Genomic DNA, 14,662 nt, shown 5'->3' with positions numbered 1-14,662 from the left:
AGCACAGCGCGGCGCTGGCCAGCGCGGCCAACGCCCACGCGCAGGCGGCCGCGGCACGCAGCGCCGCCGCCGCGCTGCCCACGCATTCGTACGACTCGAAATCGCCGGGCGACCCGAATGCGGCCGCACGTGCCGCGCATTACGCGACCGCGAGCCGCCACGACGCCGAAGCCGCACACGCAACCGCCACCGCGGCCCGGCTCGCGGACCGCAGCGAAGCGATCGAGGAAAACCTCGCGCTCTGCCGCGTGTCGGCCGAGTGCGCGGAGCAGGCGAACGCGGCCGCCGTCGCCGCCGAACTGTCGATGACGCGCGCCGACGCCATGCGCGCCGACGCGACGCGCTGGCATACCGAAGCGCTGGGCCTGTCGGATGCGATGCGACGCGCGCTCGACGAGCAGCGCGCGTTGATCGACGCGATCGCGCCGACTGCGCTGGCGGCGACGCGCGACATCGACGACATCCGCGCGCACGAGCACCGTCTGGATGGGCAGCTGCAGGCATCCGGCGACCTGCTCGGCGCGGCGGACCGGTTTCTCGACGAAAAAGCCGGCCAGCTCCGCGAGCTCGCGGCCGGCCTGGGAGCATGACGATGAAGGCACTCGAAGAACAGGCCTGGACCTACGTCGCGATGAGCCGCGACCTGATCGACACGGCCGCCGCCGCGGCGGCCGGCTGGCGCGACGACGCCGGCGCCATCGCCTACGCGCGCTATCTCGACCCGCTCGAAAGCCAGCGTGACGCGTCGGTGTCGCAGCTCTGGCAGCTCGACGCAAGCGCCACGCATGCGCAGCAGTTGCTTGCCGACGTGCACGACAAGCTCGACCAGCAGCAGCAGGCGCATTTCCGGCTCGCCGACGACGCGTACCGCCTCGACGTCGCGGAGCGCAAATGGATGCACGCACGCGAACTGTCGAACCAGCACGTCGATGCCGCTCACGCATCGATGACGGCGAGCGACGAAGCGATCGCCCGCGCGGCCGCCTGCCTCGGCCGCCTCAAGCTCATCTGAACCGACATCCGACGAAATACCAGGGAATCGACATGGCGCAGGATTCGCAAAACACCCAACCCACTCCCGGCTCGACCTTCATGCTGCCGCCCGGTGCGAACGACGCGCTCGGCCGGCTGGCGGATGTCCAGAACGTGCGGCAGCGGGTCGACAAATGGTGGCAGGAAACGGCGGCGCCGACGCTCGGCCTGAAGCCGGACGACGCGGCGCAACCCGACGGGAGTCCGCACGCGGCCGTCGAAAGCTGGCGCGATCTGATCGACGGCGGCTGGCGCGACGCCAACGCATTGATCAAGTCTGCCCAGGTGGAGCAGCAACGCGCGGGGATCGTCGCGCAAGGTAACGGTGCCGTCGCCGAGATGCTGTCGCGACGCCTCGCGGAACAGCGCGGCCGGCGGATCACGCTCGCGATCGTGGCAGGCGTCATCGTGATCCTGTTCCTGGCGATGGGCGTACGCAATGCGCCGGCGATGTTCCGCGCGACGCAGCGCACGGGCGCCGCGCCGGCATGGATGGCAGGGCTCACGCCGAAAAGCGCCGGCTTCGACAAGCTGCCGGCGCCGGCCTACGTGTGGAAAGGGGCGATGAGCTTCGCGAACGCCCAACGTGCCGCGTATGCGCGCAACTACGTCGATGCGTATGCGCAATTCCATGCGCTCGCGCGAATCGGCGACGATACGGGCTTCGCGTGGGCAGGCTGGCTGCTGCTGAACAACCAGGGCGTGGCCGGTCAGCAGGCCGCGGCCGTCGACGCGCTGCAGACGCGTTATGGCGAAACGCACGACCGGCATCTCGAATGGCCGCTCGGCCAGGCGAACGTACTCGGGCTGGGCGGCCTGCCGGTCGACCGGACGAGCGGCCAGCGCATGCTGCGCGACGCGGCCAATCTGCCGTTCCCGCCGGCCATGCTGACGCTGGCGCTGTGCGCGGCCCACTCGCATGTGTGCGTCGCGACCGATTCCGACGTCTACCACCTGATCAGCAGCGCCGCGGCCGACAACGATACGCTGGCGATGGCCGTCTCGGGGCGGGCGATGCTGCTGGGCCAGCGACCGTTCCACCGCAATCGCGGCGAAGGCACGCAGTTGCTCCAGATGGCAGCCGCGCAGGGGAACGCGTTCGCACGTGAAACCTGTGCTGCGAACAACCTGCGATGCTGAACGCCGTCGTTGCGCGCTTCGTGCGAGACGCCGCGCGGTACGTCGCGGCGGCGCTCGCGCTCGTCGCGCTGGCGGGCATCGCGCCGGCGCGTGCCGCGGATGCGCCGCGCGTCGCGCTCGTGATCGGCAACGCGACCTACCGCGGCACCGACCGGCTCGAAGCGCCGACCGGCGACGCTGAACTCGTCGCACGTGCACTGCGCGGCATCGGCTTCCAGGTCACGCTCGAGCAGAACCGGTCGCGGGCGCAGTTGCTTGCCGATCTCGATGCCTTCGGCCAGCGGGCGGCGGGCGCATCGATCGCGCTGGTCTATTACGCCGGGCACGGCTTCGAAGCCGGCGGGGAAAACTACCTGATTCCGGTCGACCTGCCGGTCGGCGTCGGCCAGGTGTCGCAAGGCGACCTGCAGCGCTACGCGGTGCCGCTGCGCTATATCCAGAGTTCGGTCAGCCGCGGCGACCCGCGCGCGCTGCTGATCCTGCTCGACGCGTGCCGCAGTTCGGCGACCCGAGGCGCAACCGGCGCGTCGATGACGGCGGTGCGCGCGCCGCATGGCACCCTCGTCGCGTTCGCGACGCAGCCTGGCGGCGTCGCTCTCGACAACTTTGCGCTCGGTTCGGTCCGGCACAACCACAGCCCGTTCGCGTATTACCTCAGCCAGGAGCTGACGAGTGCCGGCGACATCACGACGATCCTGCGCAACACGCAAGTGGCGGTGGCCGTCGCGACCGAAGACGCGCAGCGCCCGTGGTACAACAGCGGCCTGATCGGCACGCTGCGGCTGTCCGATACCGCGGCGCCCGCCGCGCAGGCGAGCGTGCGGCAACGCGCGCCGCTCACGCAGCCCGGCCGTGGTGCGCCGGCAGGCGAGGCACCGCTCGCGGACAACGCAGCCGGCGCCGGCGACGCCCCGCTCGACGCCCCGCTCCTCGACAACGATCCGATGGCCGTCGATGAGCGCGCGCTCGCGCGCAAATGGCGTGCCGAAACGCTGCGGTTGCAGGCGCTGGTGATCCAGATGGCGGTCAATCCGACCGTCGTCGCGCAGGTGCGCCGCGACGCCCGCAACGGCGACCTGTTCGCGATGACCGCGCTGGCGATGGCGCTCGTCGCCGTGCCGAACGGCACGCCGCCGCAGGAAGCGCAGATCCGGGTCGGCGAAGGATTGATGTACATGAACGCGGCCGCCGACCGCAACTATCCGATGGCCGAAGCGATGCGGGCCGGCGTGCGGATGCTGACCGTCGCCTCCCCCGCGGACAGCGCGGCGGTCATCCGGGAGTTCCGGGCGGCGGTCGACCACGGTTTCGCGGAGAGCCTGCCACGGCTGCTGCAACTCCTCGCGGTGACGGGCGACGGCAACCTCGGCATGTACCTGGCCAAATACCGCCGCATCTACGGCCGCGACTACGACTTCTCCACGACGCCGGCGAGCGCCTCCCGATGACCGATCCGACCCGCTCCATCCCGCGCGCCCGTTCCCGCGCGCCTGCCGCCGCGTTCGCCGCCGCCGCCGAATGGCTCGGGTCGCGCAGCGCGTTCGTCCTCATGCTCCTGCTCCTCGAGGCCGGGCTGCTGCTCGGCGTCGCCCAGGTCGCCGCCGATCTGCGCGCCCAGCGCGCCCCCCAGGCCGGTGCGACGCGCGGGGCGGCGGGCGCCGTGTGTGCGGATGCCGCCGTCACGTTCCGCCGCACGGCGACCGAGCGGGACATGACGCTGCTGCTCGTGCAGTACGGCGCGACGATCGTGTACGGTCCGGACGAAAACGGCGCGTACGAAGTGCGCGTGGCGCCGGGTGACGCGCGTGCCGCCACGTTGCAGGCGCTGCGCGATGCGCCGATCGTCGCGGATCTCGGCCTGTCGGCCGCCTGCCGCTAGGGCCGCGCAACGATGCCCCACACCGCCCGCCCCCGCGCAACCGGCGCCGCGTCGGCGCTGCGCTCCGATTTCGTACCCGCGCTGCTGCTGACCGCCTCGTCCGCCGCCGAGTACATCGGCCTCGGCGTCCAGGCGCTTGCGGCCGCGCATGGCGCGCAGGCCGCCGCGCTCGGCGCTGCGATCGGCCTCGCGACCGCGATCGTCGGTCTGCTCGTCGTCGCCTTCGGCGGCGGCACCCAGCCGCTGATTTCCGGGCCGCGGATCGCCGCGACGGTATTGATGTCGCAACTCGTCGGCGCGCTGCTCAACACGCCGTCGATCGCATCGCTCGGCCTGTTCGGCGCGCTGGGGTGCGCGTCGCTTGCGCTCGCCTGCGCCGGTGTCACGCAACTCTGCCTGGCCGCGCTGCGCGGCGGCATGCTCGTGCGCATACTGCCGGCATCGGCGCTGTCCGGCCTGCTGTTCGGTTCGGCGATACTGGCCATCGCCGACCAGGCACACGCGGTCACCCGCTGCGCGCTCGACTGGTGGCCGACGGTCGTCGTCGTGGCCAGCGGCGTCGGCGCGCATTTCCTGTGGGCGACGTTCGCGCCGCGCCTGCGTTGGCCGAAGGGGTTGTCGCTGTTCGCGGCGCTGCTCGCCGGCACCGCGGCGTTCTATGGTTTCGATGCGCTCGACGCGGCGCCGCTCGCGTGCCGCACGTTCGGCACGGTCGGTTTCGATCCCGGCCTGCTCGGTCGGCCCGGCCTGCTGCAATGGCCGTCGGTGTTCGCGCGCCTCGACGCGGGCTTGCTCGCGATGCTCGTGCTGTACGGCGCGATGATCGGGGTGCTGGCCTCGCTCGATACGCTGATCGCAGCCGGCAACGTCGAAGCGGACAGCCGCCAGCGGGCGCGGCCCAACCGCGATCTCGCCGCGCACGGCGTCGCGAACCTCGTCGCGGCGGCGGCCGGCCTGCTGCCGATCGTCGGTTCGCTGACCCGCTCCAAGCTCGCGTGGAACGCCGGCGGACGGACGCGCGGGGTGGCCGTGCTGCACGCGGCGATGCTGCTCGCGCTCGTCGTCGCCGGCACGTCGCTGCTCGCGCTGCTGCCCAAGCTGGCGGCGGCCGCCGTGATGATTGCGATGGCGCTCGACATGATCGACGACTGGTCGCGCCAGATCGTCGGCCACTGCCTGTCCGGGCGCGGGCCCACGGATGTGGTCGCCGCCGCCGTGTGGACGTTCGCGGCGGTGACTGCGGTGACCGCGATCACGGGACAGCCGGGCAAAGGCTTCGCGGTCGGCTGCGTGGCCGCGCTGCTCAGCCTGCTGCGCGCGCCCCGGCGCTTCGCCATCGCCTGCGACGTGCAACCGGACGGCATGACCGTGCGCGCGACCGGCGCATTGATCGGCTGCTTCGTCGATCGCAAGATGGTGGAGCCGGTGCTCGCGCAGCTCGCGCCGGGCACGGCAATCCAGGCCGTCGATATCGACCTGTGCGGCGTACGACGCTTCGACGCGTCCGCGTGCAGGTCGCTGCGCCAGCTCGGCGACCTGCTTGCTGCACGCGGCGTGTCGCTGCGTTTCGTGCTGGCCGCGCGGCAGACCGACCTGCGCGCCGCGCTCGCGACGTTCTCGGTCACGCGGGGATGAGCGTCCCGCCTGCCTGCGCGACCGGCGAGCCGGGTCGTCACATCGCCGCGAGCACGTGACCGCCGCCGTCGAGCAGCTGCACATGCAGCATCTGCAGCTTCACCTGATTGTTCGCCGGGTCGACATCCTGCGCGTACGCGTAGACGCGCGCGGTAATCGGCTTGTAGTGGCTGCGCAGATCCTCGATCGAACGCGCCTGCGCTTCATCGGTCACCTTCACGAAATTGAAGTCCGGCCCGTTCGTGTACGCGATCTTGTAGTTCGCGTTGTCGAAGAAGTACTGGAACGAGCCCGGTTGCGCGACGTTGGTCAGCTGAAAACCCTTCTTCGTGAAGTCGTACGAGTCGAGCGTCGCGTTCGGCGTCGTCAGGACGACATAACGGCTGTTCTGCGCCGCCGCGACCGATGCGTCGATGCGCGGCTTCAACGTGTTCAGCATGTCCTGCTTCTTGAAGCCATCCGACGTGTTCTGGTAATCGCGCGAGTAATACTGCGCGGCCTTGTCGTAATCGACGGGCAGCTTCGAAATGCCGTAATACAGGAACATCACGTCGTTGCCGCTATCGATCCCGCGATAGTCGGCGAGCGCCCGCGCGGCGTCGCCTTGCGGCAGCGCGCGGTCCGCGATCTGCTGCTGCTTGCCCGGCGAAGCCAGCCCGGCCAGGTCCACCGCGGGCCGTGCGGCGGCGTCCGGCGCCTTCGGCGCGTCATCGGATTTGCTGCAGGCGCCGAGGCCCGACGCACACAGCGCGATCAACAAGGTCGTAGCGGCAGTAGACATCTTCTTCATGGTGAGGGACTCCAGTCGTGTGTGGATGAGAAAACGTGCGCGAGCCCGGTTCCGGGGCAATCGCGGTATGCGGCGCGTCGCCCGGCGTACGCGCCGGGCCTGCGCGTCGGCCGCTCAGGCCGACAGGTATTGCTTGACGCCCTTGACGGCGAGATAGAGCGCAGCCGCGCCGGCGACATAGAAGCCCGCGCCGAACGAGATGGCCTTCGACACTTCCGCGGCCATTTCGCGCGCGAAGTCCGCCGACAGGCCGGTCATCCCGGCCGCACCGCCGATCTCGCTCACGGCGGAGGAGATCTTCCAGTAGATGCCCGCGTAGACCGCGACCATCCATGCCAGCGGCGCGGCAAGGCCGAGCCACAGCGATTTGCGGCGGAACAGGAATGGGGCGAGGCACAGCGCGAGCGTCAGGTTGCAGACGAAGCCGTACCATCCAGCGCTCATCTGACTGACGCTCTCGAGCGCATAGAAGTTGTTCATCGAGTGCAGCGCGCGCAGCAGGTCGTAGAACGTGAGCCCGCTCGCCGTCGACGCCGTCACCTGGATCGCGATCGCATTCAGCGAGAACCAGCCGATCAGCAACAGTGCGATCGCGCCGAGATTCGCGTATCCGACCGTCGACACGACGCGCGCGGCAACCGGCAAGCCGATCGCCGCCGCTTCGCCGAGCGCGCGGCCCGAGACCTCGCGCACGCCGTCGACCGCGTCGCGCATCCGCTCCTGTCCGACGGTCGCGCCGGAGACCGCGCGCACCGCGGTGACGGCACCGCTGCCGTCGAAATCGACGTCGACCGCCATGTTGACCGTCGGCGCCACGTCGCTCTTCCAGTGCGTTTCAAGCGAAAACGCGTACTGGCGTCCGAGCGCGACCAGCAGGCCGTCGCCAGCGACGGTGTCGCGCAGCACGCGGCCGCGCGTCCGGGTACTCGCGGGCGAATCCGGTGCGGCGGTGGCCGCCGCGGCGTCGGTGCGGCTCCCGCAACGCGGGCAGAAAGGCACGCGCTCCGGCATGCTCGAGTGGCATTGGGTACAGGTATGGGTCGCGTTCATGGCTTGGCAGTTCTCTCGTTCGAAGGGGCAGTTCGCGGCAGCGTGAGCCGTAATATCGACACTCGCTTTCACCGCGCCGGCTCGCGGCCGACGGCGGACTTTGCTCGCGTCTTGTCGTTCTATTCGCGTGCCGCGCCGATTTGTTCGCCCGATTTTTCATGCCGTGCAGAATTCGCACCCGCATATATAATTCCGGCGGCGCCGGCCACCCTACGCGTCGCGGCTGCCGTCCCCATTCCAAGCGACCCAAGATGTCTTCGATGACGCCACGATTCCTTCCCTCCGATGACCGCGACGCGAGATCCACGACCGTCGTCGCCCTTGAGCGGCTGCAACGTGACAAAGGGCGCTTCGCCGCATTCTTCCGGCAGGTGAACAACCGATTTGCGCGGCAGGCCCGCCGCCTCTATCCGTGGAGCCGCGACGCCGACATCGAGGACGCGCTGCAGTCGGCGCTGCTCTCGCTGTTCGAGCCGACGAGCGCGTTCTCGCTCGACGATGCCGCACGGATGGACGACGCGACGTTCGATGCACGCGTCGCGGGCTACGTGACCGGCGCGGCCACCAAGCAGCTGATTACCCGCCTGCGCAAGCTCGGCGTCGAATCGGTCCGGCTGACGTCGCTCGAGCAGTGGCTGGAAAACGAGCACGCGCTCGACGCGCTGCTGTCCGACCTCGGTGAACTGGCGCCGAGCCCCGAAGCCGCCGCGATACTTGCGCGCACGCGCGCCGCGGTCGAGCGCTGCCTGTCGAAACTGACGGAGACGGCGCGCGAGACGTTCATGCTCGCGCTGGGCGGACACAAGGATGTCGAGATTCAGCAGATGACGAAGGCCGGTTCGCCCGTGTCGGTACGACGTCGCATTTCCGAAGCAAAGGCTCGCGTGATTGCCTGCGTGCAGGATCAGACGGGAGAAACGGCATGAGCAACGCACCCCGCCACACCACCGATCCGGACGAACCGGATCGCGACCTCGCCCTGGCCTACGTGCGGGGCGAACTCACGCCGGACGAACATGCACGGTTCGTCGAGCGGCTCGCGCACGATGCGGCGCTCCGGGACACGCTCGACGTACTGGAGGCCGCCGCCGACATCGCGCAGGAAGCGCGCACCGCGGCGACGAATGATGCCGCGTTCGCACGGCTTCAGGCCGCGCTCGGTGCCCGCGACGCCGCGCATGCGCGCACGGCGGCCGACGCCCCGCGCAGCGCGCCGCAACCCGAGCGTCGCCAATCCTGGTTTGCGCGCGTGCAGGACTGGATGCGCGAACACTCGCTCGTCATGCAGCCGGCCTTGACCGCGCTCGTCGTCGTACAGGCCGTCGCGATCGTGCAACTGATGCGCGGCACCGAGCCGGACACGGTGCCGGACGCTGTCGTGCGGGGTACGACGGGCCAATGCACCGACGTGTGGGTCACTTTCCGGGACGGCGTCACCGAACAGGCGATTCGCCAGTGGCTGACGCTCTACGGCAGCAGCATCGTTGCAGGCCCGGACGGCTCCGGCCGCTACCGTATCGCGTCCACCGATGCGGACGCGCGCGCGGCGCTGCTGGGAAGCAGCGAAGCTGCACGACTCGCCGCACAGATCGATCGGCCGCAGGGGTGCGGAAAGTAATGCGTTGATTCGGCGCGGGGTGCGGGAAAGCTGGCGTCGTTGGTCTGGTGGCGTGCGGATTCGCAGACGATTACGCGGCCATGACCGGCGTCTCCGCGCCAATCGAACGAACGCAAAGTCTGGTCTTCGCGCTGCGTCAGTGAATTGATCGGCGAAGACGCGCAAGACGTACAGGGTCAATCTTGACTATGCCGCACGCGTTCGACGGCCCCGAGGCCGATTGCATGCGCAGCGGCATACGCGTGGACGCACGGGCGATCATGCGGAGAGGGTTGACGCATCGACACGGCCGAACGAACAGGGGTTTAAAGTTTGCAATCGCCGATGCGCAGTCACTACAATAATTTCCGTGGCGGACCCTGTCCTTTCGTCAATTGACGTCCGCGATTCTTCGCAGGAGCACGAAAATGGCGCCTCGCAAGTGGGTCTCGCGCTTGGCATGGGTGGCTGCCGCGTCTTTATCGCTGGCACTGGTTTCACCGCAAGTCGTCCTGGCCGGCGACGAGCCGACTGCGAACACCGGCCAGACCACGCCCGAGCCAGCGCCGAAGCTCTCCTGGGCAGATCGAATTCGTCAGGCAAAAGTGCGAAAGGGCGAGCCGATCGTCCTGATCGTGCATTCGGCAAAGGACTGCGTCTATTGCCAGCGCTGGGAAGGTTCATTGGGCGGCAAAGGGGATTTCGAGTCGTGGGCCAAGACGCATCCCGACGTCCATCTGTTCATCGTGGAACGGGAGGCCATCGCCGTGCCCGAAACCATCGACAGCTATCCTCCGGTTGTCCAATGGCTGTTTGAGCGACGCCAGCGACTGGGCAACCTGTCGCCCGGAACACCTACCTTTGAAATATTCGTCAGGCGCAATATCGTCTGGAAGTCGTATGGCTTGCATTCGTGGGACCGCGACGCGTTTCCGGCATTGAAGGACCTGGACAGCCGTCGTGTGTCCTCGGACGTCGAATAGATATCGTGGGAAAGACGTGAGCCTGTGTTGAAAGATACGCCCCGCCTCACTTTTAATTTCGGATGACGAATCAACCTCACGAAATTGGATTCGGGGTTTCCGAGGTCGCACGTTGATGTTCGTACTGACCGGGTCGATCAACATGGCGCAATGCCGGCGATTCGCATGCGTCAGTTGCTGCAAGCACCACGGAGGACAGCCTGATGGGTGATCATCCCCAACAAGCCCCCCACCTCATTGCGCCAGCTTGAATGCGTCGGCGTCAATTGCATCCGATATCGATCGCAACACCTCTAACTTCGCTGAACACGCCGGCAATCTGCATCGTGCGAAGATCTCGCGGGCAGCATGCCGTTGCCGGTGTCCGCGCATCACGGCTGCGGTCTTATCGCCCTCCCGGCAAAGCCAAATTCCACCCGTTCCACCTTTCCGGCCAGCGCGCACATGTCGTCTTCATGGAAGCGCGCCGGCAGGAAAACGCCAACGGTCGGACGCTGTGGCGCGAGCAAGCGCCGGTAACCGGAATGCGTATGGAACGCTGACAACGACGCGCCCTTGATGGTCGGGATCGTGGCGGTACGCATCGTGTCAGCCGCCCTCATGCGCCCGTTGCCGGTTCGGGCAGCGTGATGCCCTTGCGCACGGCGGGCCGCTGCGCCACACGTTCATGCCAGACGCTCATGTGCCGGTGACGGCTGAAATCGAAGCCGATGATGCGGGCGATGTGCGTCCAGCCGAAATGCGCAATGTCGGCGATGGAATAATCGTCCCCGGCCAGGTACGGGCGCCGGGCCAGATGACTGTCGAGCACGGCGAACACCCCTTCCGTCAGGCGGCGGTAACGCTCGATGGCGGCGGGTATCTTTTCCTCGGCGAACAGCTCGAAGTGCACCCGCTGCCCGATGATCGGGCCGACGCTGGACGAGTGGAATTGCAGCCACTTGATCGCCTCCCAGCGTGCCGCCGGCTCCTGCGGCAGCAACCGGCCGGTCTTCTCGGCCAGGTAAAGCAGGATGGCGGCCGACTCGAACAGCGTGATACCGGTGTCATCGTCGGTGATGACCGGAATGCGGCCATGCGGGTTCAGGGCCAGGAAATCCGGCTGCTGATGCTCGCCTGCCTCGATGCGGACATGATGCAGGCGGTAAGGCAGCGCCAGTTCTTCCAGGGCGATCGTTGCCTTGAAGCCATTGGGCGAGCTGTCGGTGTAAAGGTCGATCATCGCGTCACGCCCAAACGGGTGGCTTGCCCCGGAAGGATGGCTGCCGCGCAGACCAGACCGACCAGAACCATGCAGGCGGAAACGAGGATGGCATCTCTGAACCCTTGGGCCGCGCTGCCGCCACTGGCGAGGACGGCAATGCTCGCGGCAACAGTGAATATAGTTTTACTAAAGCAAAGAATCGTCCGTAAACTTGCGCCATCATGGCCGTCTATATGGAAAATCAGAAGCGATCATTTTTGCTTTCAGTCTTTAGAAAACCTAAATCAAATGGCCGTATCACTCCCTCTGCAAGCGCTGCGCACCTTTGTTGAAGTCGGCCAGCGCGGCAGCATCAAGGCTGCTGCCGAAGCGTTGCACGTCACATCCGGCGCGGTCAGTCAGCAGATCCGCTTGCTGGAAGCGCGGCTTGGGATGGTGCTGTTCACTCGGGGGCGGCAGGGTTTGCGTCTGACCGAAGCCGGGGCCAGCGTGCATCCGTCGTTGCTCGAAGCCTTTGCGCAAATCGACAAGGCCGTCGACAGGCTGGAAGCGATCAAAGGACGCCACACCCTGACAGTTAGTACCGTCGCCACCTTTGCCGCATCGTGGCTCGTGCCGCGCCTGGGGCGCTTCAACGAGCGGCATCCGCAGATCGAAGTGCGGGTCGAGGCGACTTCAGCGCTGACGGACATGCGCCGCGACCGGGTGGATGTGGCGCTGCGGCATGGGCTGGGAAACTACCCTGGCCTGGAGGTCACTCGCCTGATGGCCCCGGTGTTGGTGCCGGTGGCCTGCCCCGGCTTGGTGGCAGACAGTCATGCCGTCAAAGAACCGGGAGACTGCCTGAACTACCCGCTTCTGCACGATTGCAACCGGGCTGACTGGCCGCTGTGGTTCGCGGCGCACGGCGTGACCGACGATCCACGGGCGGAGCGCGGCACTGCGTTCGAGGACGACTACCTGCTGATCCGGGCGGCCGAGGCTGGTCAAGGACTAGCCGAGGGAGGACCGGGATTCGCTAATATCTGAAGCTTCTGTTATTCACGATCCCCGGCCAACCCTCGATAGCGCTCTGTCAATTTCGTGTAGCCCGGCGACAGACACTTGCCGCCTCTCGCTTTTGCAGCGGCTCGCATGCGCGTCATCCCATCCGGATCGGCCATGTGCTTCGAATGTTGCGCCCTCGCGCAGAGCACGCACCAAGAGCCCTTGCGCAGATTCTCGGCGGTCTTCTCGAAAACGTGTCCTGCCCTACATACAAACTGGAGTGGTACGCCGCGACCCGCATACTGCGCCGAAATACAGCGCCCGCCAAATTGGATGTCCACATCAGTCGAGCCAGCGCTCTTCACATACGCCAGCAACTTCAATCCGTATGGACGAAGTGTCGGCCTTCAGCGATACGACACGATAAAATTCTTCTCTGGCTCAAATATATGGCCGAGCACAGCAATCGCGGAACCGAGCTCCACGGTGCTTTCATAACGTCAGCCCCAAACCGGTGACATCCGGATTTTAGCCGGGCCAGTCGTCGACCGCGATGAACTGCATGTGCATTGTTCCAGCGACGATCATATCCAGAAATGCCGAGAATCCATCGGCTACATAATAGAGATTTCCACATTCGGCCACTTCTGCGATATCCGGCTTCGCTGTGTCATCCGCATGCAGATGCGTTCTGTCCCAATACAAAACCTTGTGAACGTTATCGAGCCGCGACAGCGCGTAGTAATTGCCGCCCGGATCACCTCCAATCACAAAGAAATCGTTCAGAAAATCTATCTCGCCTTTGACGCGCTCATTTTGTTCGATTAAATCTAAATTTCCGTTACTCGAACCGATCCCAAAAAGCGATGCAAATGAAATCATTCCATTATCGACGCCATGAAAATCGAAATCGAGATAGTCTGCACCCCCAAATCAATATACCGTTCCACTTCCTCATGAAATCCGCGTAATCCGTCGGAAGACCGAATCCGAGTTCCGACTCTAATTTAGCGAGGAGCGGCTGTGCAGGTTTTGCTCCATACAGAACTGGCACTTTACCTCCTTAACACGACGTCGATTCTTCAAATCCGATTCAGCTGGTTGACCGGCAACGTTGCTGCTTTGTGTGGATGCTCTCGTTTACCCACCGGAGCCGAGTCGCCGCGTAAACTCTAGATGGCAGTCAGGACCGTTAGAACGACATGATGCGATGGACGTTAAGCGCACTCCGCTCGCAGAAATGGCTCGTGGACACGAGCCAGGGCATCTACAAAAAACCGACCATTCAAAGACTGCCGTTTTTACAGCTCACTCCATGTCAATTGATCGGGACGTTGTTTCGTGGCAAAAAATTGCTTTGCTGCCTCAATCATCTGCTCTTTACTTACGACACAATCATTCGACAAATTCACTTCCCCACCAAGCTTATTCTCGTAGAATTTTTCCGTACCACCCGGCTCGGCAGTGCCTTTCGAAACAAAATTCTCGCCGATATCCATATAATAAACGACAGCGACATCATTTTTGACAAATATATTCAATTGAGGAAATCCGCCTTCCTCGAAGGTCAAAACAAAGTTATTTGCATCGAACGCCGGCCTTTTCCCAAGAAAATCAACCAGACCATCAACCCCATCGATTTCAATCTCGCCATCAAAATCATCCGCGTACATCTCAACAACCTCCTTTCACAGGGGGTTTTGGGGAATTACTATTCCCAGTAAATACTTTTGTCGCTCCGGTTGCGCCATGCTTGACTGGAATCGCCCCTTCGGGTGGAACGACGGTTAGCTTGGCATTTTCCGGTAGCAGAGTTTCAGTCATATTCACGCAGAATCCACATGCCCCTTCAGGATTGTTGTGAAAAACCAAACCCTCTGCAATGCCGTTATCCCTCACAAATAAAGCAGATTGACCTTCTACGTTTCCGGCGTTTGCGTAGTTCGGATACGGGGTAGGCCCACCAGAAGAGAATGCCCTGGATTCGAGTCCACCTGCATCATTCATGAAGTAGAAGGTTCCGACAGTCTGTCCATTATATGCCGGCAATTGCGGCGCGGAAATCTGATAGGGACCAAGAGCGTAACTGCCGGCCAAGCCCCATGAATCGACCCATCCAACTGGATTGGGCGCGTAATGATAGACGTTTGCCCCACCGTTAACAGGTCGTTGAAATACCTCGGTTGGTCCTGCACGATGTAGGTTCCCGAGATCAAGGAAGAGCAGGCCGATGCGAGGTGCGGACGGTTACAACGAATCGTTGTTCAGCACGGTGAGGCTAGAAGAACTTGTTCCGCAGGCGCATCCGCTGCGCCAGGTCCGGATATGGCTGAACGAAGCACTGTCGAAGATGGATGCGAAGTTC

Annotated in this window: 15 protein-coding genes and 3 pseudogenes; 11 read left to right on the top strand and 7 right to left on the bottom strand. The window is 65.2% G+C overall.

Going from position 1 to position 14,662, the window contains the following annotated elements:
• From BDO18943_RS41320 to BDO18943_RS41295, 6 genes are all read left to right on the top strand, one after another.
• Nucleotides 1-590, top strand: a 590-nt coding sequence (locus tag BDO18943_RS41320) for a hypothetical protein (protein WP_407650017.1), incomplete at its 5' end; no start/stop codon positions are given.
• 2 nt (nt 591-592) lie between these two features.
• Entirely contained in the window at nt 593-1,012 is a 420-nt protein-coding gene (locus BDO18943_RS41315; RefSeq protein WP_175026588.1) for a hypothetical protein, read from the top strand.
• Nucleotides 1,013-1,044: 32 nt separating this feature from the next.
• Nucleotides 1,045-2,172, top strand: a complete 1,128-nt coding sequence (locus BDO18943_RS41310) for a hypothetical protein (protein ID WP_175026587.1) — start codon at nt 1,045-1,047, stop codon at nt 2,170-2,172.
• Nucleotides 2,166-3,620, top strand: coding sequence for a caspase family protein (locus BDO18943_RS41305; RefSeq protein ID WP_175026586.1), 1,455 nt, complete (start codon nt 2,166-2,168; stop codon nt 3,618-3,620). The genes BDO18943_RS41310 and BDO18943_RS41305 overlap by 7 nt, the downstream gene beginning before the upstream one ends.
• On the top strand, nt 3,617-4,051 hold the full coding sequence (locus BDO18943_RS41300; RefSeq protein ID WP_175026585.1) for a hypothetical protein: 435 nt from the start codon (nt 3,617-3,619) through the stop codon (nt 4,049-4,051). Before BDO18943_RS41305 ends, BDO18943_RS41300 begins: the two co-directional genes overlap by 4 nt.
• Before the next feature lie 12 nt (nt 4,052-4,063).
• Nucleotides 4,064-5,686: a SulP family inorganic anion transporter gene (locus BDO18943_RS41295; RefSeq protein WP_175026584.1), complete on the top strand. Its 1,623-nt coding sequence runs from the start codon at nt 4,064-4,066 to the stop codon at nt 5,684-5,686.
• A 37-nt stretch (nt 5,687-5,723) separates the two neighbouring features.
• Here the strand turns inward: BDO18943_RS41295 and BDO18943_RS41290 are convergent, their stop codons facing one another.
• Nucleotides 5,724-6,476 carry a DUF4852 domain-containing protein gene (locus BDO18943_RS41290; RefSeq protein WP_175026583.1) on the bottom strand — a complete coding sequence of 251 codons (753 nt, stop codon included), beginning with the start codon at nt 6,474-6,476 and terminating at the stop codon, nt 5,724-5,726.
• A gap of 114 nt (nt 6,477-6,590) precedes the next feature.
• On the bottom strand, nt 6,591-7,526 hold the full coding sequence (locus BDO18943_RS41285; protein ID WP_175026582.1) for a hypothetical protein: 936 nt from the start codon (nt 7,524-7,526) through the stop codon (nt 6,591-6,593).
• Between the two features lie 371 nt (nt 7,527-7,897).
• Here BDO18943_RS41285 and BDO18943_RS41280 point away from each other — a divergent pair, with 371 nt between their 5' ends.
• The 3 genes from BDO18943_RS41280 (at nt 7,898) to BDO18943_RS41270 (ending at nt 10,106) form a co-directional block, all read left to right on the top strand.
• On the top strand, nt 7,898-8,452 hold the full coding sequence (locus tag BDO18943_RS41280; RefSeq protein ID WP_175026581.1) for an RNA polymerase sigma factor: 555 nt from the start codon (nt 7,898-7,900) through the stop codon (nt 8,450-8,452).
• Entirely contained in the window at nt 8,449-9,144 is a 696-nt protein-coding gene (locus tag BDO18943_RS41275; protein ID WP_175026580.1) for a hypothetical protein, read from the top strand. The genes BDO18943_RS41280 and BDO18943_RS41275 overlap by 4 nt, the downstream gene beginning before the upstream one ends.
• A gap of 407 nt (nt 9,145-9,551) precedes the next feature.
• Nucleotides 9,552-10,106, top strand: a complete 555-nt coding sequence (locus BDO18943_RS41270; protein WP_175026579.1) for a hypothetical protein — start codon at nt 9,552-9,554, stop codon at nt 10,104-10,106.
• 371 nt (nt 10,107-10,477) lie between these two features.
• Here BDO18943_RS41270 and BDO18943_RS41265 read toward each other — a convergent pair whose 3' ends face one another.
• Together BDO18943_RS41265 and BDO18943_RS41260 are read right to left on the bottom strand one after the other, a co-directional pair.
• A complete protein-coding gene (locus BDO18943_RS41265) occupies nt 10,478-10,690 on the bottom strand; it encodes a hypothetical protein (RefSeq protein WP_175026578.1) in 213 nt (70 codons plus the stop codon).
• Nucleotides 10,691-10,704: 14 nt separating this feature from the next.
• Nucleotides 10,705-11,328: a glutathione S-transferase family protein gene (locus BDO18943_RS41260; protein WP_175026577.1), complete on the bottom strand. Its 624-nt coding sequence runs from the start codon at nt 11,326-11,328 to the stop codon at nt 10,705-10,707.
• 270 nt (nt 11,329-11,598) lie between these two features.
• Here BDO18943_RS41260 and BDO18943_RS41255 point away from each other — a divergent pair.
• A pseudogene (locus BDO18943_RS41255) lies at nt 11,599-12,309 on the top strand (LysR substrate-binding domain-containing protein); the annotation flags it as partial.
• Nucleotides 12,310-12,825: 516 nt separating this feature from the next.
• Here the strand turns inward: BDO18943_RS41255 and BDO18943_RS41250 are convergent.
• The 3 genes and pseudogenes from BDO18943_RS41250 to BDO18943_RS41240 all read right to left on the bottom strand — a co-directional run.
• Complete coding sequence (locus BDO18943_RS41250; protein WP_175026576.1) at nt 12,826-13,179, bottom strand: SMI1/KNR4 family protein; 354 nt, start codon at nt 13,177-13,179, stop codon at nt 12,826-12,828.
• A 419-nt stretch (nt 13,180-13,598) separates the two neighbouring features.
• A complete protein-coding gene (gene dddI, locus BDO18943_RS41245) occupies nt 13,599-13,970 on the bottom strand; it encodes a CDI system double-stranded DNA deaminase immunity protein DddI (RefSeq protein ID WP_175026575.1) in 372 nt (123 codons plus the stop codon).
• 1 nt (nt 13,971) lies between these two features.
• Nucleotides 13,972-14,460: pseudogene (locus BDO18943_RS41240) on the bottom strand (DddA-like double-stranded DNA deaminase toxin); the annotation flags it as partial.
• A 67-nt stretch (nt 14,461-14,527) separates the two neighbouring features.
• On the opposite strand from BDO18943_RS41240, the pseudogene BDO18943_RS41235 reads away from it, so the two are divergent.
• A pseudogene (locus BDO18943_RS41235) lies at nt 14,528-14,662 on the top strand (IS5/IS1182 family transposase); the annotation flags it as partial.

This window comes from Burkholderia aenigmatica, assembly GCF_902499175.1.
GTDB classification, from domain to species: domain Bacteria; phylum Pseudomonadota; class Gammaproteobacteria; order Burkholderiales; family Burkholderiaceae; genus Burkholderia; species Burkholderia aenigmatica.
The sequence above is the reverse complement of the archived record's forward strand: the minus strand, read 5'-3'. Positions and strand labels throughout refer to the sequence as shown.